The organism is Siphonobacter sp. BAB-5405 (genome assembly GCF_002872335.1).
GTDB lineage: Bacteria > Bacteroidota > Bacteroidia > Cytophagales > Spirosomataceae > Siphonobacter.
Window position 1 is genome coordinate 50018 of sequence record NZ_NJAG01000001.1, and the last position, 22610, is coordinate 72627.

Genomic DNA, 22610 nt, shown 5'->3' on the forward strand with positions numbered 1-22610 from the left:
TTTCTTGAAAAAGTGCAACTTTGAAACTATAAAACCGGCAGCTTCAGAAAAAGTAGAAGAAAAATTATTCAAAAAAAATCAAAAAAAATTTAGTGCCATAAACTACTAATAGTCAGTGTTTTACATTTTTTATTTAAGACAAATAAAAATTTTTTTCGTTGGAGGAGGTTACATTTTGCCTTCCCGATTGATATAGGTGTGAATTCGGGACATAAATATAAAAAAAATGAAAAATTTCGCACGCCTTTCAGCTTACGCTTTACTGTTCTCAGCTAGCATCTTTTCTTTAACTTCTTGCAACAAAGAAGACGAAATTAAACCTCAGCAAACGAAAGTCGTGCAAGAATCAGAGAGAGATTCAAGCATTCCTCCTCTGCCATTGATTCGCCGCTAATTGATAGGAAATTCTATCATTGAACATATATGGGTCTCACCTAACCCTTAAGACATAGTACTGCATAAGTATCCAAATATCCGCTCTAGCAGTACTGCATTAGCCAAAGATAACTACCTTCGGAACGCACCGCCAGGCTTCCGAAGGTTTTGGCATTTTTAGGGCTTTATTGTTACTTTGTTAGTGTAACACGCGGGTTGTCTTATGTTTTGTTTTTGCAAAGGCAAAATAGTTAGTTGGATAGGAGTTTGGCTGCTGATATTCGCATCCCTGGATATTTCGGCTCAACATAAGTCTGTCTCTGCTGAACCCGCCATTCGAGACTTACAAACCCAGGGAGAAGTGGCTTATCAGAGCGGCAAACACGCTCAGGCCATGTTGTATTTTAAGAAAGCCATTACCCTTTGTCTCCGCTATAATAATCTTCCCCGTTACGCTGACCTTTTGATTGAATCCAGCACGATTCCTTACGGTCAGGGAAATTTACCACAAGCGATCCGACAGTGTGAAAAAGCCCTTCAGGTTCTGAAAAAAGCTCCCGTCGACTCCATTCGCTTCAAGGCCTATTCTAACTTAAGTTTTTACCATAGTCAGGTGTTTCAAATGGAACAGATGCAACAGTATCTGGAAAGGGCGGAGCAAATGCTTGAAGACAATCCTCGCCTGACTACTCTGACCCCTGGATATGTAGCTGCTTATTACAATCAGAAAGGCGTATATTATAATGACACCGGCGACTTTGTTCAGGCTACAACCAACCTCGAAAAAGCCCTTGCCGTAGCTAAAGAATATCATTTATCAGGCCACCTTTCTGCGGTTACCAATAATTTAAGTACGCAATACGAAAACTTAGGGAACACGCATAAGGCCATTACGCTGGTTAAGCAGGCTCTGTCGTTCGAACGAACGCCTTACCAACAAATCGTTTACACGCTCAATTTAGGTCGCTATTATCTTAGCCTTAACAAGCCTAAGGAAGCTTTTCAATACCTGAAGCAGGCCCAGCAAATTGATGATACTTATGGACGGGAAAATCCGGATTATTTTAAGGAATCAAAAATTACGCTATATCAAAACTGGGGGTCATACTACGCGGCTACTCAGCAGGTGACCAGGGCCGTTCAGTCGTATGACAAGGCGATCATGCTGGCTCATGCTCACTGGGGCGATAAACATCCTTCGCTTTCCATAGCCTATCGTGACAAGGCTCAATTGCTGGAAAACCAGGGCGATCTGAATGGGGCTCTGGCCAACTATCGCCACGCCATTAATGCTGTGTCTTTAGGTTCTCCCGTAACGGAATTACATGATTTACCTGCGATTCAGGAAGGCGTTTTATCCGAACGCGAGCTGATGTATGCCTTGCTAGGCCAGGCCTCTGTGATGGGAAAATTCTCGAATCGCGATTCCTTTCTGCAACCTGCTTTCGAAACCTACAAATTAGCGTTGCACCTGGCCGAGCGGATTCGTCTTAATTACGATGTATCGGATGCGAAGCTACTGTTCGGACAGCAAATTTCCGTAGTTAATGAGCAGGCTCTTCGCATTGCCTATGCACTCTACCAAAAAACACAACAGTACCACTACCTGAAAACGGCATTTACACTTACCGAAAGTACGCGGGCTTCCACCCTTTCGGATGCCCGCCGGGAACAAACGCTGAAGAAAGCCTGGGTACCTCAGGAATTATTAACGAAGGAGGATGGACTCAAAAAAGAACTAACCAGTACCAAGTTACACCTGCAGCAACCCCGTTCGCGTAAACAACATGATAGCCTTAAGCTGATTCTGGTAGAGCAGGAACTAGCGTTGGATAAATTCCGACAACAACTGTTGCAGCGTATTCCTTCGCGTCATCGCCAGTCGGTAGAAAGTATGTCGGTGGATACCGTTCGTGAAAAATTACTGGATAATCATACGGCCCTGCTTTCGTACGTTTTAACAGAACAGGATTTGTTTGTTTTCGTTATCACCCAGTTCCGCGTCAAATGGATCCGTATGCCTTTCGGTAAGTCGCAGAAAGCCACACTGGCAGCGTTACAGCAGTCGCTTTACGATAACCCAGGACTTTCGCCGTACAAAGGCCACTCCGCAGCCCAGGCGGGGTACCGGCAGCTATTTCTACCCTTGAAACCGTACCTTCAGGATATTAAACGGCTGATTATCATTCGGGATAAAGAACTGAATTACCTGCCTTTCGAAACTCTGGAAACGACCGCTTCAGGTCGGGATTTTCTTTTGCGTTCGTATTCGATTCGCTATGCCTATGGAGCTTCACTGACTCAGGTACACGCTTCAACTCCCTGGACGGGTGGTCCTAATGGCATACTCGCCATGGCTCCATTTTCAGAAACTTCGTCGCAGAAAAATTCCTTTCGGGATACTTCCCTATTGCCCCTACCTGCTTCTCGCGAAGAGATACGATCGGTAGGAGGCTTACAATACGCCAATCGCCAGGCTACTAAACAGGAATTTCTGGATCATTACGCTTCTTCACAAATCATTCACCTGGCCACCCACGCCCGAACGGATGACAGAGAGGCCGAGCGTTCATTCATCGCCTTTTATCCGGATTCAGCGGATTACAAATTGTACACGGACGAGCTTTACAATCTTTCCTTCAATCATACGCAAATGGTTGTATTAAGTGCCTGCGAGACGGGTCGAGGCCGTTTGCACCGAGGCGAAGGACTAATGAGTCTGGCCCGTGGCTTTCTGTATGGGGGTTGTCCGAGCGTTGTGACTACGCTTTGGAATGCTCATGATCAGACGGCGGCTTACCTTTCCGAACGCATGTATTTCCATTTACGAAAAGGTGTACCCATCGATCAGGCATTACAATTGGCCAAACTGGATTTTTTTTCTTCGGATATGGCCGCTCTTTACGATCACCCGTACTACTGGGCAAACCTGGTCCTGATCGGCGATGCCTCGGTACTTTACGAGTCCAAATGGGCGACGATCAATCGTATTTCAGCGGGCTTTTTCTTACTCAGCAGTATTTTTCTGGGACTTTTCCTAGCCCGTTACTGGCAACGGCACCGTTAACTCACCCTCCTGTATATACTACACAAATAAAAGCCCTTCCTCGGGACAGGGGAAGGGCTCTCTGGGTTGGATGTAGAGTACTTTAAATGCTAGAAATCGTATGGCTGACTTTTACGGTTAAGACTACGCTTCATCTTTGCCGAACCACTTGGCGATACGAATCTGCCAGCTGATTTTCTGTTTATCGAGCCAGGTGATGTCGTAGCTAAAATCCGGATTTTCCGTAATTTCCTGATAAATGGTTTCAGCTTCTTTAGGTTGATTCGCCTGCAGGTACGCCACCGTCAGATACCACTTAGAGGCATCTTTGAAATACGGACGGACCTCACAGTCAATTACTTGCTGCAGCCTTGGAATGGCTTGTGAGGGCTGTTGCGTCATGACAAACGAACGCCCTGCATAGAAATTCTCAAAACAAATCCGGCTGGGCTGTTCCGAGATGCTCGCGTCACCACCCCGTAAGGTCTGGCTAAGCGTATCCTGTACTTGAATGGGACTCAACGTGATGTACGAAGTGAACGCAATCGTCACCGCAGCCGCGGTTCCTGCCGACCACTTCCACCAGGGAACCTGCTGAGGCTCACGGTGTAAGGGAATAACAGGCGTCTCCTTGGCGGGCTCTGCTTCTGCATCCTTCCACTCTTGTACTTTTTCCGCATGAATTTCTCCGACCATCTCGGCCAGCAGAAAATCATCGATAACTGAATCGGCCTGTTGCATAAATTCAACTTCGCGGGCAAATTCAGGATTACTAATCATCTCCTTTTCGAACGCTGCTCGTTCGGTCGAAGATAGAGCATCATGGAGATATGCATCGATCCATTCCATTTGCTCCTGGCCTGATTTAGGTCTCATAGCGAAAGAGGGCTTTGAGTTTTTGTAAACACTTGTACTTTTCATTAATAGCGACTCGCTCGTTATCAAATCCCATCTTCTGAGCAATTTCTCTCATAGAAAGCCCGTCCCGGCGATAGGCCGTCAGGATAGTCTGACACCTTTCACCAAGTAGATTGAATAACTGTATGTAGCGTTCCTGTTCTTCCCGTTCTTCCATGATTCGTTGAGCAGAAGCTTCCCAGGAATCGTAACCTCCTCCTGTAGCTTCCATCTCTTGGACGTAATCACGCATGAATCCTCGCTGCTTGAGCGTGTTTCGCCACCGGTTTTTGGCCAGTACGAATAAAAACGCCTCGATCGTTGTTCCCTCCTGCAACTGAAAGCTGCCATTACGCACAGCTTGAACAAAGTTGAGAACGGTAGTCTGAACCAAATCGTCGGCGTCGTGGGCGTCTCCCCCATTCTGCAAAACGAAGTAGCGAACCGGACTAATGTGATGATCATATACGTCCCGAATAGCTTCATTCAATTCGCGACGATCTTTCGAACGGAGCCGAGCAATCAACTTTTCCTGGCTCTGAGTTCCTATCAATACCTTGAAATTTTGCATATATCAATCGAAAGGCCGAAATGTAACCTCATCTTTCAAAAAAAAAATTTGTGGCTTTTATAATACATTGATAATCAGAATATTATAAACTATGAATTTTTTGAGATTTTTCATCAGGTTTTCTTAATTTTTTGTCAATTTCTTCGCAGTTCTCTTCAGAACAACCACAAAAAAAGGCCATTCCCGAAGGAATAGCCCCAATAAAAAAAATATTATTTGCCCTATCCCAGGCGTTGCCGAATAGCTTCGTATAGCAAAATTCCGTTCGCTACGGAGACGTTTAATGAAGCAACCCGGCCACTCATGGGAATGCTCACCAGCTCGTCGGCCGTGCGTAATAAGTTCTCGGAAATACCATCTTCTTCAGACCCCATAATGACAGCCGTCGGGACCGTCAGATCGACTTCATACAGCGTCTTCGAAACTTTCTCCGTACAGGCTACCACCTGTATACCGGAATTCTGCAAAAAACGGACCGTCTCTAACAGATCATTTTCCCGACATACGGGCAAAAAGTTCAGAGCACCCGATGAGGTCTTCATGGCGTCTGAATTGATCTGGGCACCTCCTTTGGCGGGAATGACAATGGCCTGTACACCAGCACACTCAGCGGTTCGGGCAATCGCCCCGAAATTTCGAACGTCGGTTACCCGGTCCAGAATTAGAATCAAAGGCGTCTGGCCTTGTTCGAATACGTTCGCTACGACGTTCTCCAGTTTGGCGTAGTTAATCGCCGAAACGAAAGCAATCACGCCCTGGTGATTTTTCCGCGTAATTTGATCCAGCTTTTGTTTAGGAACTTTCTGCGTGGGTATATTACGCAACCGAGCAAATTCGAGTACCTCAATATTCCCCAGCTCACGCTGAATCAGTAATTTATCAATTTCTTTTCCGGCCCGTATGGCTTCCAGTACGGGTTGAATACCAAAGACAAACTCCGATTTCGACTCCGGGCGTGGCTGCCTGGGTCTACTATAAAATGGCTTTTTTTCGCCGGGCTCACTGCCCTCTACTCGATTTCCCCGTTTCTCCATGCTTCGACAGCGGGATACCAGATAGGTTGAAATTCTACGAATCGTGATAATTCGTAGTGATCTTCCACAAACTGGTTATTCCGTTTATTGAACGTAAAATTTATTTCTGAAAATTGTGAATTGCGTTTGGTGTAGACCCATACTTCGCGGTCTTTGCTGCGATTGACGCGGGTGGGCGGCCCCATGATAATGTATACCATGCCCCGGTCGGTTTTCCAGCCTTCCTTGTAACTGGTAAAGAGATCATTCGCCCGCTCGACACGTCGGTAGAACGAAGAAATGGTCCGCTTCGCCGTTTGCTGATTTCCGTTGGACATCGACAACCAGTAGCGATCCAGGGACCGTTTAGCTTCGCCGCCATTGCGTAAATCATTGATTTCCTGATTCGTACTCATATACACCAGCGGCCGGGCCAGTTGCTGAGGATACGTATAGCGGGGAAAACGGTCTGGGACGCCCATCAGGCCAATGCCAAAAGATTCCGTCGTATCGCGAACAAAATAGTGCAGTCCTTCGTGCTGAATCGTAAAGGGTCGGCGTGTGGTCACTTGAGCTGACGAATCTACGTACAGTTGTTTGGGTTGAGGCCGTAACGTCGCCATCGGCGGTAATGCCGCATCGAATTCGAAACCGTAGTGGAAAAAGCGGAACGTAGTATCGGGCCGTTGCAAAGCCATCAGTTGAACCGTATCGCCCTGACGAGCAAAGTTTTCAAACAACGGAACTTTTCCCGCCCCATCAAAAACGGCATAATAGTCGCCTACTTTTCCGGATTGAAAACGAACGAACGTATCGTGAGTCGTCATACCACCTTTAGCATCGGTAATTTCTGACATGACCACCCCCGTATAAATTTGTCTGTCGGGCTTGGGTACGTCGAACCAAACCGTAAAGACCGGACCGCCGGACGTTGTCTTACGAATGAAGTTTTCGCCTTCGCTGAGTTTTAACAGTTGGGTAGATACCAATTGCTGACGACTGCCGTAATCCGGCAACATCCAGTACCGGATGCGAAACTCCTGAGCGAAATCAGCCGAGGACAGGTTTCGATCGGGCTGTACCCGAACATAGGTCCGGATTTGCGAACCATTATCCAGAAAACGGCTTCGTACCGAAAACAAGAATGCATCGGTCGAACGATTAGTCGGGCTTGCAGCAGGAGTGGCTGTACGTTTGGCTGTATTGACTTTAGACGAGGTACAACCAGCCAACAGACCTAGGGAAACTCCTAAATAAATCAGGTATTTCATGGATTCATGGACGAATGATACAAAGATGCGTTTTTTTCTTCGGAACAACCGGCAAAACGCCAAGTGCGTCGGTTACGAATAACGAAAAAGATAGCGATTCTCACCTGTGTACATCCATAAATTTTCTGGTTTTGCCGGGAAGGTGGTATTTTTGCTCCTTCGATGCTCGTTACCATCGAAACAGGAGCCGTGGCTTGGTCCGCATTCCTCCACCCCGTTCTTCATACGATCATGTACAAAACCACCGAAATAGCCTCTTCCGAACTGGTTTCTGATAACCCGGTTCACCAACGTTTGTTGTTTCCTTACATGGAAGCAGCCCGAATCGTGCACGGGAATGTACTGGAAATTGGTTGCGGTACCGGACGGGGCGTGGGCGTACTGGCTCCTTCAGTCACACACTATACGGGCGTTGACAAAAACGAACCATTAATGACTAAACTGAGTCAGGAATACCCTGATTTCAAGTTCATTGACATGTTTCTGCCGCCACTCAAAGACCTGCCTGACAATCATTTTGACTTCATCGTCACGTTTCAGGTTATTGAGCACATTGAAAACGATGACTTTTTTATTCGGGAAGCCCACCGCGTTTTGAAGCCCGGCGGAAAATTGCTGCTGACGACCGTCAACAGGAAATACTCCCTGACCCGGAACCCCTGGCACGTGCGGGAATACCTGGCCTCGGAACTCAAAAACCTGATCCTAAAATACTTTCCGACGATCGATACGCAGGGTGTACACGGCAACCAGAAAGTGTGGGAGTACTACGAGCAGAATAAAAAATCGGTGGAGAAGATTACGCGGTTTGATATTTTCAATCTCCAGTATCGCCTGCCCCGCCGCTTGTTGCAGGTGCCTTACGACGTAGCCAACCGTCTGAGTCGTAATCTGATTCAGAAGTCAGCCACCGGACTGGTTTCCGACATTACGTACAAGGATTATTTCCTCACCAACGACGCCGAGAATTGTTTCGACTTTTTTTACGTTGCAACGAAGTGAGTTCTGAGTTTGATGTTTAGGGTTTTGAGTTTAATGTTTGATTACCACAATCGAATTCTTAACCACAGGGCAATCAGTTTCATCAGGCTGATTACTCTGTGGTTACTACATTATGAGCCCTGGTCAGTGGTGACTCCTTCCATCCAACTCAAAACACGAAACACCTAAACACGAAACGCTTCATGCACTTATATATCCACGTTCCTTTTTGCCGGCAGGCGTGTTATTACTGCGACTTTCATTTCAGTACTTCCCTGCAAGGGCGTACGGAGATGGTAGATGCTATTTGCCGGGAAATCGAACTGCGGAAAACGTACCTGCCAGATTCATCGCTGGATACCATTTATTTCGGCGGCGGTACGCCTTCACTGTTGGAAGAAGCGGATTTTCAGCACATTTTCCAGACCATTCATCAGCATTTTCGGGTACATCCAGGAGCAGAAATTACGCTGGAAGCGAATCCAGACGATCTTTCGCGGGAGAAATTACAGTTGTTTCACCGCATGGGAATCAATCGGCTGAGCATTGGCATTCAGTCTTTCCATACGCCCCATTTACAACATCTCCACCGAATTCACTCGGCGGAGGATGCCCGTACCTGCGTGCGGATGGCCCAGGAAGTGGGCTTTGAAAATATTACGATTGATCTCATCTACGCCATTCCTTCTTCTGAAACCGATCCGCATGCCATCTGGCGAAAGGACCTGGCGGAAGCGATGGCTCTAGGGGTACCGCACATCTCAGCCTACTGCCTGACCATTGAGCCCCAAACGGTTTTTGGTAAATGGCTGAAAAGTAAACGGATTGCTCCCATTGATGATGAATTTGCCGCCGAGCAATTCCAAATCCTGCGGGATACCTTACGGGAGTACGGGTATGAACAGTACGAAATCTCCAACTTTGCCCGGCCCGGACGGCATAGTCAGCACAACAGCAGCTATTGGCTTCAGCACCCGTATCTGGGCGTGGGGCCTTCGGCTCACAGTTACGACGGACTTCGCACGCGTCAGTACAATCGCTCAAACAATCCGCAGTACGTAACGGCCCTTCAGCAAGGCCTGATTCCGGCCGAAATCGAGAACCTGACCGAACAGGATCTGGTGAATGAATACGTTTTAACCAGCCTGCGTACGCACTGGGGAACGGACGTCGAACGTATTCGTCAGCTTTCAGAAACCGGCTTGAGCGTGATTGAAGCTGCCCTTCCCGCACTCCAGCAGAACGGCTGGATTCGTCGGGAAGGTTCGATGCTATTTTTGACGGAAACGGGCAAATTATTCGCGGATCGCGTGGCCGAGGAGCTTTTCTGGGTGGAGGCTTAAGGGGCTTTTTTATGATCCCTTACTCGAAAACCGTCATTGCACTACTATTTTTGTTTCAACCCCTTGGTTGCTTTCGAAGAGAAGTACCAGTACAACCACGGGTTTGATCCACTAGCTATTGACGTATGCCCGCCTCGAAAAGCCCTGATACCTATCGTTCCTGGCCTCAACAAGTCCTTCGATTTTTCGGCAAAATACTGTTCTATTTTATTGTCCTTTCGATTGGCGGCACGCTGGTCTTTCGTTTCGTTCCCATTCCCATTACCTGGACGATGCTTGACCGAAAGATTACCAACGGAGGAAAATTATATTACGACTGGACTTCTTACGACGAAATTTCTCCGGAAATGGCTCTGGCCGTCGTCGCTTCAGAAGACCAGCGATTTCCGCAGCACTTTGGCTTCGACTTCGAAATGATGGGCAGTGCGTTCAAAAATAACCTGAAAGGCCGCCGCATCAAAGGAGCCAGTACCATTAGTCAGCAGGTGGCTAAAAACGTGTTTTTGTGGCAGGGCCGTAGTTATTTCCGCAAAATGCTCGAAGCCTGGTTTACGCTGCTTATTGAAGTGATCTGGGGTAAACAGCGAATTCTGGAAGTGTACCTCAACGTAGCCGAAACCGGCCCCATGACCTTTGGCGTCGAAGCCGCCGCTCAACGATACTACGGTAAACCGGCGGCCCGACTCACGCGGACCGAAGCGGCCCGCATTGCCGCCGTATTACCCAGCCCCAATCGTTTTCTCATTGCCCGGCCGTCGAGTTACGTGCAACGACGTACCAACAGTATTTCCCGGCAAATGCGGGCACTGGGCGGTAAATCTTACCTGATCTTCTAAACCGTTTGCAGAAAACCTGCTTCCACCAGCTGGGCGTATACCCGATGAATAGGCAGGCCCATTACGGTGAAATACGATCCTTCGATGCGATCGATGCCAACCATGCCGATGAAATCCTGTACGCCGTAGGCCCCGGCTTTGTCGAAAGGACGGCAGGCTTCCAGGTAGTAGTCGATCTCCCATTCGGTCAGTTCGCGAAAGTGAACGCGGGCAGTATCGGCAAAGCTCCAGGTTTGCTCGGCACTCATCAGGCATACCCCCGTGGTTACTTCGTGCGTCTGGCCGGAAAGCAGGCGTAACATTCGCCGGGCATCGGCCTCATCTATAGGTTTATTTAATATTTTTTCGTTGATTCGGACTACGGTATCCGCCGTCAACACCAGATTATTCTCCAGAAGGGAACGAAAGGCTTCTGCCTTTTTCAGAGCCAGAAAAACGGGTACGTCCTGGCTGGGCATATCCTCCGGAAAATCTTCTTCAGTGGGCAACACCTGTACCTGAAATGAAAACCCCGCATCCCGTAAGATTTGCTGACGACGCGGTGAATTAGACCCTAAAATCAATGGTTTGGAAAGAGAAAGCATCCTGTGTGTTTTTCTTTTAGCCGTATGATACCTGCTAACATTGGCCAGCCGTACGCTAAACAACTTATTGGATAGAACCGTTGTACTACGGTTCAGAACTAAGCTTGGTTATGATTGATATTGCAAAAGTACCGGTTCAGCTCCGACTGGGCACTAAAGACGATACAAAGGTTTTAACAAAACTCGCCAGTGAGACCATGCGGGAAGCCTTTGGTGAACAGAACGAGTCCAAACACATTGACGCCTATATCAGTCAGGCCTTTCACAAACTCAGCGTACAGGCTGAACTGGCTGATACCAAACATAACACCTTCTGGCTGGCATTTCAGGGCGAAGAACTGGTAGGGTACTGTAAACTTAACCGCAAATCCGAAAAGCCCCGGAACCTGAAAGGATACAAGGCCGTAGAATTACAGCGAATCTACGTGTATGATCAGTACAAAGGACAGGGCATTGGCAAGCAGCTACTCGACGCCTGTCTGGAACAAGCTCGTCAGGAAAAATACCAGGCCGTGTTTTTAGGCGTTTGGGAAAAGAATGAATCGGCCATTCATTTCTACGAACACATGGGTTTTGAAAAGATGGGATGGCACTACTTTCTGTTTGGCTTCGACCGCCAGCGAGACTATTGGATGGTAAAACATTTATAACCCTTGATCACTACGTTACGCATCGGATTGCTGGCTCTGTTTCTACTCGGAACTGTGGCTATTCCCTTTGCGTGCCGGGCTCAGAAACCCGTTCCTTCGGCGGCGGATTCGGCCAAAATCCTCACTCCCATTCAGCGGGACAGCATCCGGTTTACGAGACTTCGGAACTCCATGAAAAAGCGGAACTGGACGGGCAGTATCTACGATTTCCTGTTTAAGTACCCCTACAACACCAACGCCCAAAGTCAGGCCGTTTCTAAAATTGAGGACAACCCCTTCAAGCCCTATGCGGGAAAAACGATTCGTAACGTTGACATCAAGCAACTGGATGTATTCGGTCCTACCGTGTATGATACAGCCCGCGTAGCTACGCACTGGGTGGAGCGGCTGGGCAACCGACTGCACCACGATACCCGCGTTAACACCATTCATAAATCGCTGCTATTCTTCAAGTCTGGCGATCAGGTACAGCCCGACGTCCTGAAAGATAATGAACGGATTCTGCGGCAAACGCCGATTTTCCACGATGCCCGGATCTTTGTTTTTCCGGTGAAAGGCGAACCGAATCTGGTCGACGTACTCGTCATTACGCAGGATGTCTGGTCGCTGTTACCCGACGGTGGCGTAGGTGGGCCTACGAATTTTAACCTGGGTTTTGAACAGAAAAATGTACAGGGACGGGCTCATGCCTGGAAAACCTGGGTTTCATACAACGGCGAAGCCCCCTACCAGCCCTTCGAGTTTTACTCCCGCTACACCTTGCCATATATTGGCAGGTCGCTGACGACTACGCAATTCTACGCTGATTACTTTCGGGATCGGAAGCAGTTTGGAGGCCGTATCCAGAAGGATTTCATTCGCCCGGAAATCAAGTATGCGGGAGCCTTCGAAGTATCGTATTACGTTGAAAATAAGTTTGTTTTCATTGATCCCAACTCCGACACAACCGTTAAGTCGCACATCAAATACGCCTATCAGGATGCCTGGTTTGGTCGAGCCATCCGGCTGGGCTTCAAAGACAAGAAGCTCGACCAGCGGTCGCGTCTGATTGTGGCTTTACGAACCAGTGGCTATGGGTATACCAACCGGGATAATTTACCCGAAGGAGCCAAAAACCTCTTTCCGGGCTCACGGCAGTATCTGGGCAGCATTGGTTATTCCAACCGAAATTACCAGCGGGATGTGTTGATTTACGCCTTTGGACGCACCGAGGACGTTCCGGTAGGATTTCTGGCCTCGCTAACCTGGGGTAAGGAAAAATCGGATCTGGGATTACGTACCTATTCGGCCTTACGCCTGGCTCATGGCACCTACCTCAAGAACAAAAAAGCGGGCTACCTGTATATGCTGGGTTCGCTGGGCGGTTATCTGGAAGATGGCGAGATTCAGCAGGGCACCTTTAATCTGGAGGGCAATTACTTTAGTCCGCTAATGTCGGTCAAACGATCGCAGTTCCGGCATTTTATCACGGTTCGCTATACCGCAGGCATTAACCGCTTCCAGTATGAATATTTGACGCTCAACAATCAGGAAGGCCTTCGGGGCATTCGTAGTAACTTTTTAAGGGGTGATAAACGGCTGGTCATTAACCTGCAAAGTGTGTTTTTTTCCCCTTTTCAGATCTTTGGTTTCCGTACGGCCATGTTCCTGCAGGCGGATTTGGGCTTTCTTTCCTTCTCCAATAAGAATTTGTTCGCCAATACGTACCAGGGTTATGGCATCGGCTTTCGCTTCCGAAACGAAAACCTGAACTTCAACACCTTCCAGATTCGCATGGGTTATTACCCCAACATTCCCGGCAACCGCTCCCCGATCCGCCTGGAGGGCAGTGGCGAGTCAGTTCTACGCATGCCTGATTTCCGGATTGAAGCACCGGACCGTACGGATTTGTTCCGTACGTCCCGGCAATAGTTATTTAACGTTAGTATCTACAGTTTTTACCGTATATCCCTGCTCTCTAAGCAAAGCCAGTACGCCTTTCGGTCCACCCAGGTGGGCGGCTCCGACAGCGATGAAACTAGGTTTTTCGTGAATGGACTTCGTAATGACAGGAATCCAGTTGCTGTTTCGCTGCCAGAGCAAATCCTGTAGCTGATCTTTGAAATCAGGATCTTTTTCGCTGGCTTCGTACAGAGCTTCGATGTCCTGCTTGCGGTACAGCTCCAGCATGGCATTAAATTCTTCCTGCGAATGTCCGTACTCCCGAACGTATTTAACCAGTTGTTCAGCTCCCTTTTTAGGCCCGGGTTTGTCAATAACCGCGAATTGATCGGCCGCTTTTTCCAGGCCTAAAACGGGTTTTTTATCCGTGGTTGCTTTCTGCATGAAGACTATTTCTGGCGACCCGGGCGTACAGCCCAGCATTTTCGGATAGATCATGCTCATCAGTACAAAGGGCTTCATCTGCTTCATGCTTTCCAGATTCGTTTTCAGGGAATCTTTGAAAAACTGATTGAGGTAGTCGTAATCCGCTTCTGAAACCAGGTCTTTCAACGTTTGGCCTTTTAGGTACATGCTACTCATCATCGATGAGAGTTCCTTCGGATCATCCATGTCGATTTCGAGGTACAGTTGTTCGGTCCCCTTGAGTTTTTCCAGGGCTACCGGACTGATCTGTAAATCTTTCTGACACAGCAAGTGAAAGGTTCCGTAGAGGTACGAGGGTTTCGTCAGGCCCTTCCCGGATACCTCATAGAGTAATGAAGGCGTGGTTTTCTGACTGAACGCGTGGGAAGAAAGCAGCAGGAGCAGGCCCGCTCCGAGTTGTTTCAGGTACTTCATGGTGGGATGTTTAGGCGGTACTACTTCGAGCAGTTTAGCAGGAAAGATACGCCAGAAACGTTGCTCTCCTGCTAAACTCAAAATCATATTATTGCAAAGGCCAGCCAATCCGATCCAGGATAAAAGCGTACTGAAAAGCCACTTCCTTGAGGTAATCAAAGCGTCCGGTAGCCCCGCCGTGACCCGAACCCATATTGATTTTCAGTAGCGTCAGGTTCTGGTCCGTTTTGAGGGTACGCAGCTTGGCGACCCATTTGGCGGGTTCGTGAAAACCTACCTGGGAATCGTTCAATCCGCCCGTAGCCAGAATATTCGGGTAAGCCTGAGCTTTCAGGTTATCGTAAGGCGAATACTGCCGGATGTAGTCATAATCCGCCTTGACGGTTGGGTTGCCCCACTGCTCGTATTCCTGCGTCGTCAGCGGCAGACTGGTATCCAGCATGGTATTGATGACGTCCACAAACGGTACTTCGGCAATCACCACGCGGAACAGCTCGGGCCGCAGGTTCACGACGGCACCCATCAGAAGTCCTCCGGCACTACCACCCTGAATGACGAAACGGTCGGAAGCCGTATACTTTTCCCGAATCAGGTACTCGGCACAGGCGATGAAATCCGTGAAGGAATTCATCTTTTTCTGGAGTTTCCCATCTTCGTACCACTGCTCGCCCAGATCACTACCCCCGCGAATCTGAGCAATGGCATACACGAATCCCCGATCGACCAGACTGAATACATCGGAATCGAAGTACGCATCCGAAGAATACCCGTACGAGCCATAGCCGGTCATCAACACCGGATTTTTACCGTCCAGCTCCAGTCCTTTTTTGTGGACGACGGCCATCGGCACCTTCACGCCATCGGGAGCCGTGGCCCAGAGGCGTTTCACTTCGTAGGCCTCGGCATCAAAACCACCGGGGACTTCTTTCTCCTTGAGTTTCGTCGTAGCTCCGTTGGTCATGTCGTACTCGAACGTACTCATGGGCCGGTTGAGCGAAGTATACCCGTAGCGAATTTTGGTTGATTTGAAGTCGGGCAGGCCCATCGAAAAGGCCGAATACACGGGCTCCGGAAACTGGATGGATTTCGTTGCACCGGAAGTTAACTCCCGGATTCGCATTTCCAGCAAGCCTTCGTTACGTACTTCAATCACCAGGTAATTTTCGTACACATCCGTATCCTCAATTTTCACTTTCGGATCGTGCGGTACGATTTCCTTCCAGTTTTTCCGATCCGTATAGTCCTTGCGGGGCAGTTCGTAAATTTTCTGATTGAGATTCTGCTTGTCCTTGTACGTCAGATAAAAGTGCTGCGGATGGACATCGACCCCGTACATCACGTCTTTCTGACGCGGCATGAATACTTCAAACTTGCCTTCGGGCTGACTGGTCGGCAGTAGTTGTACCTCCGAAGTCGTATAACTGCCCGAGGAAAGGATGATAAATTCCTTCGATTTCGAACGACCGACACCCAACGTAAAAAGGGCATCTTTCTCTTCGTACAATAGCACATCCTTGGTTTTGGAACCCAGCGTGTGCCGATACAGCCGATAGGGCCGCAGAGCTTCGTCGTACCTGAGGTAATAGATGGTTTTGTTGTCCGTACCCCAGACGAAACCACTGATGTCTTCGATTTCGTCCGGCATGATCTGGCCCGTGCGGAGGTCTTTAATTTTGAGCGTAAACTCGGCGTAAGAGCCCGTGGTATTACTTTGGAAAGCCAGCAGGTTCTGGTCTTCGCTCATCTGGATTCCCGCCAGAATAAAGGCTTCGTGCCCTTCAGCCAGTACATTGCCGTCGAGCGTCACCTCTTCCGCAGCCGACAGACTGCCTTTTTTCCGGCAATTGATGGCGTACTGTTTGCCCGTTTCGGTGCGGGAGTAGTAATAGTATCCGTTGATGAATACGGGAACCGACTGATCATCTTCCTTGATCCGGCTCCGCATTTCCTTGTATAATTTTTCCTGAAAAGGCTTGGTGGGTGCCATCACCGTATCGGCGTAGGCATTTTCTGCTTTCAGGTACTGAATCACTTCTGGATTTTTCTTGTCCTTTAACCAGAAAAAATCATCAACCCGCTGGTACCCGTGTTCAGTAAACGATTGGGGTTTCTTGGGGGCGATGGGTGGTTTAGGATAAGCGTCTTGATTAGCCACGGGATTTAATTCTTTAGTGGATGAAGAGGTACAGGAAAAAAGAGCTGCACCCAAACTTAAAGACAGAGCAACGCAGAAAAGTTTCATGGGGGTAAGGTTTGACGAGGAGCACTACGAATCAGTACGTTGAAAAGGTACGTAGATTTTCCACTTCTGATAATTCCTTACCCTATTTATACAAAAAGGAGCCCTTTCACGGGGCTCCTTTTTAATGGGTATTACTCGAATCTAATGCTATTTCACTATCACTAGTTTCCCCTGCATCAGCGTGTGGTGACCGGGATACGTACAAACGTAGGTATACGTACCGGGCTGCGTGGGAGCCGTAAAGTACAGGCTTTCGGAGCTTTCCGGTTGCAACAGATTCGTGTGGAAAAGCACCTTGGGCGAGTTGGGTACGTACTGCATGTCGGGACCTTTCAGGCCTAAACCGATGGCCTTCTGCCCTACTTCGTCTACCGAACCCGGAGCGACGATAACGCAGTTGTGCGTCATGTCGTCGTTGTTGTTGAAGACGAGTTTCACCTTCGAACCCGCTTTTACCTGTAATTCCGTGACGTCAAATTTCAGTCCGGGTTTCGTACCAATCGTCAGTACCTGATCGGGTGCGGCCCAGTCAGCGGGCATTTCCGTCACGCGTTTTTTCGAATTAGTAGTCGCTTTTCCGGTCGAAGCCGTTTTGCCCGTACTGGCCTGCATGGCCCCGTGCTCGTGATTCATTGGAGCAGCCGTAGCTTTAAAAGGCGTAAACTGCGAGGCAGCTACCTGATCACCCGGAGCAACCGCATTCAGCGTATAGTAACCTACCGGGTGCAGAACCGATTCCTGATCAGCCGATTTCACGCCTTCGGGCTTGATTTCGTAAATGTAATGCTTGCGGAAACTACCGTCCAGTACCAGTCGGGCCTTGCGACCGTCCGCCGATACGACAATGCCTTTAATCCCACTTTCTTCGGTATTAATGATCGGACTGCCGTACTGATGGTGGTACTTGTAGGTAAAGCTGGCCACCTTGTAGTTGGCCGGATTAGCGGCCGTTTCCTTATCTACGGGTTTCGTAAATACAATCTCGAACCCATCGGGTTTGGAGTGAATCTCCTGCATTTCGAAGGGCGTTTTTCCCGACCATACCAGTCGCTGAATGGCGTACGGAGCCTTTCCGGTAGAAGACCAGCCCCGGCTCGTCATTCCGCCTACCAGCGAACCATCCAGTCCCCATTCCAGTCGCAACAGACCCGAAGCCCAGCCTTCCCGGAAGGGGAAACAGGCCCCCTGGTACTCTCCATTTACTTTTTCGAGTTGCATCCGCATCACTTTCGAGTGCCCCTGGTCACCCACGAAATACTGACCTTTGAAATGCGGTCCCAAATAGCCGTTCACGTCTTCAACCATACCTGCGGTCGAAATACCCATCAATACGTGTGGAAACCAGCAGGCCGGATACTGATAATGCGGGATTTTCTCGCCCGCCGTTGCTACTGGCTCGCCCGTATCAGGAAGCTGGTCTTTGGTGAGTTTCAACGGAGAAGCCGGATCAGAGGTCCATTTCAAACTCTCGCCGTGACCGTTGAAACTGCCTTTTTTCAATTGCGAAACTTTTCCCGAAGCGACCCAGTCGCCCTGGTTTTCTGAATAAAACAGATCGCCGGAAGAGTTGATCAGGTAACTCGAAGGTGAGCGAAGACCCGCCGAAATCGGCTCAATTTTACCCTCGGGTGAAATCTTGACCAGCCAGCCCCGCCACTTGGTCAGACTGGCTCCGTACCCCACCCAGCCTACGTTCAGGGTTACGAGCATATTACCGTCCGCATCAAACACGGGGCCGTAGCTATACTCGTGGTAGTTACCTACAATGGGCAACGACGTTACGGCTTCGTAAACGTCGGCCCGGCCATCCCCGTCTTCGTCCGTAATTTTCGTGAGTTCGCCGCGGTTCGAGGTATAGAAGGAGCCGTTGCGATAGGTCAGTCCCAGGGGTTCGTGCAACCCCTGAGCGAAGCGTTTGTAGTACGGTTGCGTTCCGTCTTTCTGGTACGGGTTTTCGATCATCCAGATTTCGCCCCGTCGGGTGGCTACGGCCATACGTCCGTCGGGCAGAATGGTCATACCTCCTACTTCCAGAATGGCATCTTCGGGCAGGGGCAACGTACGTAACTGATAGAAATCGTTTTCAGTTAAGGGTTTTTGGGCAAACGAAGCGTTTACCGCAAGTAACGAAGCTATGGCTAGGGAGCAGAATATCTTTTTCATAGGAATGCGTAAGCGATTACTAATGATCCTTTTGTCGGGGTCCGATGTCTTACCAAATCAATTCGTATTGCACGGATGGACTGCCGGACACGCGTAATTCCTGCCCGCCGTTGTTGGGCACTACCTGAGCTTTCGCTCCCGTTTGAACGTAGTAGTTACCATCAATCAGGTACAGGCCTTTGCTAAGAGCGGTAATCGTTTTTCCCTTCGCCAGTCGGTACGCCAGATTCGATCCATCCTTGAGCGAAACGGTGCGGCTCAAGCCCCGTCCATTTTCGTAAGGACGAATGAAATCCGTAAATTCTCCACCCGCCAGTTGGTACCGGAAGGTGGGATGGCCCACTTCGTCGAGTTTATAGCCTTTGTACACCAGCCCCGCCGTTGAATCGGGCGTGGTACTGCCCGCCATTCCCAGCGGACTTGTTCCCCACAGAGCCAGTACGGGTGATCCCAGCGGACTAGCCGTCTGGGCTTCACCGCGTTCGTGCCAGGCGTCGCTCATGTTGATAAACGCACCCCGCCAGCTCATCAGTACCGTGGCCTGATCGAGATCATAGCTGTAGTGTACACCTGAGGGATCGCCTAAATGCAATACGCGAAGTTTCTTGTGCCCATCGCCTTCATTGTAACCCGGCATGTACACAAACGAACGCACCTGCTCGACCTGATCGCGGGGGTGTACCGTAATGACGGGCACGGGGTCCGTATCGGGTACGGAGCCAAAGCCGTGTAATTCCTGCAAATGAGACCCTTTCCGCTGTACATACAATCCGAGTACTTTGGGGAGCCAGGATTTATTTTTGGCGTGGAGTAAGGTAAACTTATGTTCCCCGGCAGTCAGCGGTACATCGATAGTACGGGGCTTATCGAAGGACAATTCGCCATCGAACACCGTCCGGCCATCAATGATGAGTTGCCCCAGTTCCATCCATTGCAGAATAAACTGGTAATTATCCGCTTCGGGAGCCTGAATCGTTCCGTTGAATACAATCAGAAAATCGGATCTTCCGTCGGCCAGTACGCTGCTGAGTTTTTCGGCAGTACCCGTCCGTACGGGTTTCGCTTTCATCGTATCCAGCTTGGGAATGGTATTGAATTTACCCGTATAGAATGTATACTCAACCGGACCCACCGTGACGGGGGCCTTGTCGAGTAATTCCATCGTAATATTTCGCAACGCTACCGGACCATGATCGCCCTGGAAGGCCAGCGGTCCACGAGCTTTTTCATCCGTAAACAAAGCGGCCCGCGTGGGTCCGAATACTTCCAGATTCTGGTGAACAATCGTACCATTCAGTACTACTTTCACAAACCGGGCATTCGCGATTTTCTTGCCGGAGCCATCAAACTTCGGTGCCTCGAACTCTATTTCCAGGTGTTGCCACAGGCCGGGAGCTTTGGCGGCATTCATGCGGGGCGGGTGACCTTCGTAGCCGTTGGGCTTGCGGTTTTCATCCCAGCGTTCGTAAATACCCCCGCAGTCCGAAGCTTTCGGGTGTTGCACACCCCAGCTATCGTACAGCTGAACTTCGTAACGACCCATCAGGTACACGCCTGAGTTGGAACCCTGTGGTAACATGAAATCCAGACTCAGTTTCAGATCGCCGTGTTCGGTATTCGTCACCAGATAATCGGACTGACTGCTTCCCTTACCCGGCGTTCCCAGCAGTACGCCCGTTCCCTTTTGTCCTTTCAGAGCCGCTTCTTTGGGTGACCCCGTTACGCCTCCGACAATACTCCAGGTTTTGGTAGGGTTTTTAAAGGCTGATACGTCCGTCAGCGGTAAGGGGGTCTGAGCAGAAAGAGCCGTCCAGCAGCCCATACTCAAGCCCAGCATCCACCGCCACTTGGTCTCATTTTTCGGTAAAAAGTTAATTTTCATTGTAACTAGGTTTTTACAAAACGAGTATAATTTCATTTTACGCACGAACACCCCAGGTCATCCGGGGTGTTCGCAACGTTTGAAAACGAATTTATTCTTTACCAGAAGATCGCGTATAGAATAACGACCAACAGCATAATAATTGTAGCTCCAACGGCAAAAGTCGAATTCACTCTGAACATTTTGGAGTCGATCTCCAGGCCTTTGTTACTTGGTTTTTGCAGACCCAGCAGAATCATCACCGCCACGCAAATCAGGAATACAAAGCCCATCGTATCCAGGAACGGAATGGTATACACGCCGTCGGCCCCTTTCACGGCGAAGCCCAGCGGAGCCAGGAATTCCAGGTTTACCAGATTCGGCAGCGAGTACTTAAAGAACAACGAAAGCAGGAACCCGCCCACAATGGCGAATAAGGCTCCGGCTGAGTTCGTTTTCTTCCAGAAAAAGCCCAGAATAAAGGCAGCAAATACCCCCGGAGAAACCAGACCGGTCATCTCCTGAATAAACTGGAAGCCCCCTTTTTTATCGATACCCATGTACGGCGAAACCAGAATGGCGATAACCATAGCGACCCAGATCGTTACGCGACCTACGCCTACCAGTTGCTTTTCACTGGCTTGAGGAGCAATGTACTTTTTGTAAATATCCAACGTAAAGATCGTTGAAATCGAGTTGGCTTTACCGGCCAGCGAGGCTACTACGGCCGCCGTCAGAGCCGCAAAGGAAAGACCTTTTAAACCCGTAGGTAAGAGATTCAGCAGTACGGGGTAGGCGTGATCTTTATTGACTTCACCCGTGGCATCGAGCATTTCCTGCTGGAATAACCCCTTCTGGTACAGCGTATACGCCGCAATACCGGGCAGTACCACGATGATCGGCATCAGTAACTTCAGGAACGCGGCAAACAGGATACCCTCACGAGCCGTTTTCAGGTCGGCTCCCAAAGCCCGTTGGGTAATGTACTGGTTACAACCCCAGTAGTTCAGGTTAACAATCCACATCCCACCAATCAGTACCGTTAAACCGGGCAGTGAAGCGTAATGCGGGTGATCTTTCGGGAAGATCATGTGGAAGTGATCCGCTGATTGCGTCAGCATCAGATCGAAACCCTGCAATAGCCCTTCCGTACCGTTTTCCGTTGATACCAGGTTGATAGCCAGGTAGGTTGTGGCCAAACCACCCATGATGAGGAAGAACACCTGAATTACGTCGGTAAAGCCGATTACTTTCATCCCACCGATGGTGATGATGACGGCGAAAACAGCCAGCCCAATCATACAGGCCGTGAAATTCAGACCCGAGATCGTAGATACCGCTAAAGCACCCAGGAATAAAATCGATGTTAAGTTTACGAGCACGTACAAAAACAGCCAGAAAATGGCCATAATCATGGATACCGTGTTGTTGTACCGTTGCGTCAGAAACTGCGGCATCGTGAAAATCCGGTTCTTCAAATAAATCGGCATGAAGAAAACGGCGACGACAATCAGTGTAGCAGCCGCCATCCACTCGTAGGTGGCGATGGCCAGACCCATGGCGAATCCGTCTCCGGAAGCTCCGATGAACTGCTCGGCTGAGATGTTAGAGGCGATGAGCGAAGAACCGATGGCCCACCAGGTCAGCGACCCTTCGGCCAGGAAGAAATCAGTAGTAGAAATGTTGGCGGATTGCTTCTTTTTGTAGATGTAATAACCATATCCGGCCACAATCAAAAAGTACACCAGAAATACTATATAATCGAGGGCTTCCAGCTGTTTGTTGGGCATTAGTAAAGAGCATTAAGAAGTACAGTAGCATAAAAAATCCTCGAAAATTACTCTTTTCTCGCTGTTTCGCTTTATAGTAATAAGGATTTCGCGGAATAAGTCAATTATCACCGCTATATAACTGTATTTCCCTGCGTTTTGTACTATCATTTTTTTTACGAACCTTGTGAGGTGATAAGGGAACATTACCATTTTTCAAGTCATTC

General features: G+C 49.1%; 16 protein-coding genes. 6 read left to right on the forward strand and 10 right to left on the reverse strand.

From position 1 onward, the window contains the following. Positions 1–736: 736 nt before the first annotated feature. Complete coding sequence (locus tag BWI97_RS00195; RefSeq protein ID WP_158242648.1) at positions 737–3442, forward strand: CHAT domain-containing protein; 2706 nt, start codon at positions 737–739, stop codon at positions 3440–3442. A 123-nt stretch (positions 3443–3565) separates the two neighbouring features. On the opposite strand, the gene BWI97_RS00200 is transcribed toward BWI97_RS00195, so the two are convergent. From BWI97_RS00200 to BWI97_RS00215, 4 genes are all read right to left on the reverse strand, one after another. After that, a complete protein-coding gene (locus BWI97_RS00200; RefSeq protein WP_133163370.1) occupies positions 3566–4297 on the reverse strand; it encodes a hypothetical protein in 732 nt (243 codons plus the stop codon). After that, positions 4287–4889, reverse strand: a complete 603-nt coding sequence (locus BWI97_RS00205; protein ID WP_094809820.1) for an RNA polymerase sigma factor — start codon at positions 4887–4889, stop codon at positions 4287–4289. The genes BWI97_RS00200 and BWI97_RS00205 overlap by 11 nt, the downstream gene beginning before the upstream one ends. 221 nt (positions 4890–5110) lie before the next feature. Next, a complete protein-coding gene (gene rlmB / locus BWI97_RS00210) occupies positions 5111–5923 on the reverse strand; it encodes a 23S rRNA (guanosine(2251)-2'-O)-methyltransferase RlmB (RefSeq protein ID WP_102199601.1) in 813 nt (270 codons plus the stop codon). Continuing rightward, entirely contained in the window at positions 5899–7173 is a 1275-nt protein-coding gene (locus BWI97_RS00215; protein ID WP_102199602.1) for a GWxTD domain-containing protein, read from the reverse strand. The genes rlmB and BWI97_RS00215 overlap by 25 nt, the downstream gene beginning before the upstream one ends. A 231-nt stretch (positions 7174–7404) precedes the next feature. On the opposite strand from BWI97_RS00215, the gene BWI97_RS00220 reads away from it, so the two are divergent. From BWI97_RS00220 to mtgA, 3 genes are all read left to right on the forward strand, one after another. Further along, positions 7405–8175 (forward strand): bifunctional 2-polyprenyl-6-hydroxyphenol methylase/3-demethylubiquinol 3-O-methyltransferase UbiG, encoded by a 771-nt coding sequence (locus BWI97_RS00220; RefSeq protein ID WP_094809834.1) that lies wholly within the window; start codon positions 7405–7407, stop codon positions 8173–8175. Between the two features lie 182 nt (positions 8176–8357). Further along, positions 8358–9497: a radical SAM family heme chaperone HemW gene (hemW, locus tag BWI97_RS00225; RefSeq protein WP_102199603.1), complete on the forward strand. Its 1140-nt coding sequence runs from the start codon at positions 8358–8360 to the stop codon at positions 9495–9497. 125 nt (positions 9498–9622) lie between these two features. After that, positions 9623–10333: a monofunctional biosynthetic peptidoglycan transglycosylase gene (gene mtgA / locus BWI97_RS00230; RefSeq protein WP_094816722.1), complete on the forward strand. Its 711-nt coding sequence runs from the start codon at positions 9623–9625 to the stop codon at positions 10331–10333. Here the strand turns inward: mtgA and BWI97_RS00235 are convergent. Beyond that, complete coding sequence (locus BWI97_RS00235) at positions 10330–10917, reverse strand: Maf family nucleotide pyrophosphatase (protein WP_102199604.1); 588 nt, start codon at positions 10915–10917, stop codon at positions 10330–10332. The genes mtgA and BWI97_RS00235 overlap by 4 nt on opposite strands. Before the next feature lie 110 nt (positions 10918–11027). On the opposite strand from BWI97_RS00235, the gene BWI97_RS00240 reads away from it, so the two are divergent. Both BWI97_RS00240 and BWI97_RS00245 read left to right on the forward strand, forming a co-directional pair. Beyond that, positions 11028–11567: a GNAT family N-acetyltransferase gene (locus BWI97_RS00240; RefSeq protein WP_141217604.1), complete on the forward strand. Its 540-nt coding sequence runs from the start codon at positions 11028–11030 to the stop codon at positions 11565–11567. Positions 11568–11570: 3 nt separating this feature from the next. After that, positions 11571–13478, forward strand: coding sequence for a hypothetical protein (locus tag BWI97_RS00245; protein ID WP_102199605.1), 1908 nt, complete (start codon positions 11571–11573; stop codon positions 13476–13478). On the opposite strand, the gene BWI97_RS00250 is transcribed toward BWI97_RS00245, so the two are convergent. From BWI97_RS00250 to BWI97_RS00270, 5 genes are all read right to left on the reverse strand, one after another. Further along, the gene (locus tag BWI97_RS00250; RefSeq protein ID WP_158242650.1) at positions 13479–14348 is read right to left on the reverse strand and encodes a TraB/GumN family protein; all 870 of its coding nucleotides are present in this window, start codon (positions 14346–14348) and stop codon (positions 13479–13481) included. It abuts the gene before it with no gap. An 88-nt stretch (positions 14349–14436) separates the two neighbouring features. After that, the gene (locus BWI97_RS00255; RefSeq protein WP_102199607.1) at positions 14437–16590 is read right to left on the reverse strand and encodes a S9 family peptidase; all 2154 of its coding nucleotides are present in this window, start codon (positions 16588–16590) and stop codon (positions 14437–14439) included. A 147-nt stretch (positions 16591–16737) separates the two neighbouring features. Next, the gene (locus tag BWI97_RS00260) at positions 16738–18753 is read right to left on the reverse strand and encodes a plastocyanin/azurin family copper-binding protein (protein ID WP_102199608.1); all 2016 of its coding nucleotides are present in this window, start codon (positions 18751–18753) and stop codon (positions 16738–16740) included. 49 nt (positions 18754–18802) lie between these two features. Continuing rightward, a complete protein-coding gene (locus tag BWI97_RS00265) occupies positions 18803–20635 on the reverse strand; it encodes a DUF1080 domain-containing protein (protein WP_158242651.1) in 1833 nt (610 codons plus the stop codon). A gap of 98 nt (positions 20636–20733) precedes the next feature. Then, a complete protein-coding gene (locus tag BWI97_RS00270; RefSeq protein WP_102199610.1) occupies positions 20734–22404 on the reverse strand; it encodes a sodium/sugar symporter in 1671 nt (556 codons plus the stop codon). Between the last annotated feature and the right edge of the window lie 206 nt (positions 22405–22610).

Coding starts and splice junctions, on each gene's coding strand:
- BWI97_RS00205 (WP_094809820.1), bottom strand. CDS start 4,889: ATGCAAAATTTCAAGGTATTGATAGGAACTCAGAGCCAGGAAAAGTTG.
- BWI97_RS00265 (WP_158242651.1), bottom strand. CDS start 20,635: ATGAAAATTAACTTTTTACCGAAAAATGAGACCAAGTGGCGGTGGATG.
- hemW (WP_102199603.1), top strand. CDS start 8,358: ATGCACTTATATATCCACGTTCCTTTTTGCCGGCAGGCGTGTTATTAC.
- BWI97_RS00200 (WP_133163370.1), bottom strand. CDS start 4,297: ATGAGACCTAAATCAGGCCAGGAGCAAATGGAATGGATCGATGCATAT.
- BWI97_RS00220 (WP_094809834.1), top strand. CDS start 7,405: ATGTACAAAACCACCGAAATAGCCTCTTCCGAACTGGTTTCTGATAAC.
- BWI97_RS00260 (WP_102199608.1), bottom strand. CDS start 18,753: ATGAAAAAGATATTCTGCTCCCTAGCCATAGCTTCGTTACTTGCGGTA.
- BWI97_RS00255 (WP_102199607.1), bottom strand. CDS start 16,590: ATGAAACTTTTCTGCGTTGCTCTGTCTTTAAGTTTGGGTGCAGCTCTT.
- BWI97_RS00235 (WP_102199604.1), bottom strand. CDS start 10,917: ATGCTTTCTCTTTCCAAACCATTGATTTTAGGGTCTAATTCACCGCGT.
- BWI97_RS00240 (WP_141217604.1), top strand. CDS start 11,028: ATGATTGATATTGCAAAAGTACCGGTTCAGCTCCGACTGGGCACTAAA.
- mtgA (WP_094816722.1), top strand. CDS start 9,623: ATGCCCGCCTCGAAAAGCCCTGATACCTATCGTTCCTGGCCTCAACAA.
- BWI97_RS00215 (WP_102199602.1), bottom strand. CDS start 7,173: ATGAAATACCTGATTTATTTAGGAGTTTCCCTAGGTCTGTTGGCTGGT.
- BWI97_RS00250 (WP_158242650.1), bottom strand. CDS start 14,348: ATGAAGTACCTGAAACAACTCGGAGCGGGCCTGCTCCTGCTGCTTTCT.
- rlmB (WP_102199601.1), bottom strand. CDS start 5,923: ATGGAGAAACGGGGAAATCGAGTAGAGGGCAGTGAGCCCGGCGAAAAA.
- BWI97_RS00270 (WP_102199610.1), bottom strand. CDS start 22,404: ATGCCCAACAAACAGCTGGAAGCCCTCGATTATATAGTATTTCTGGTG.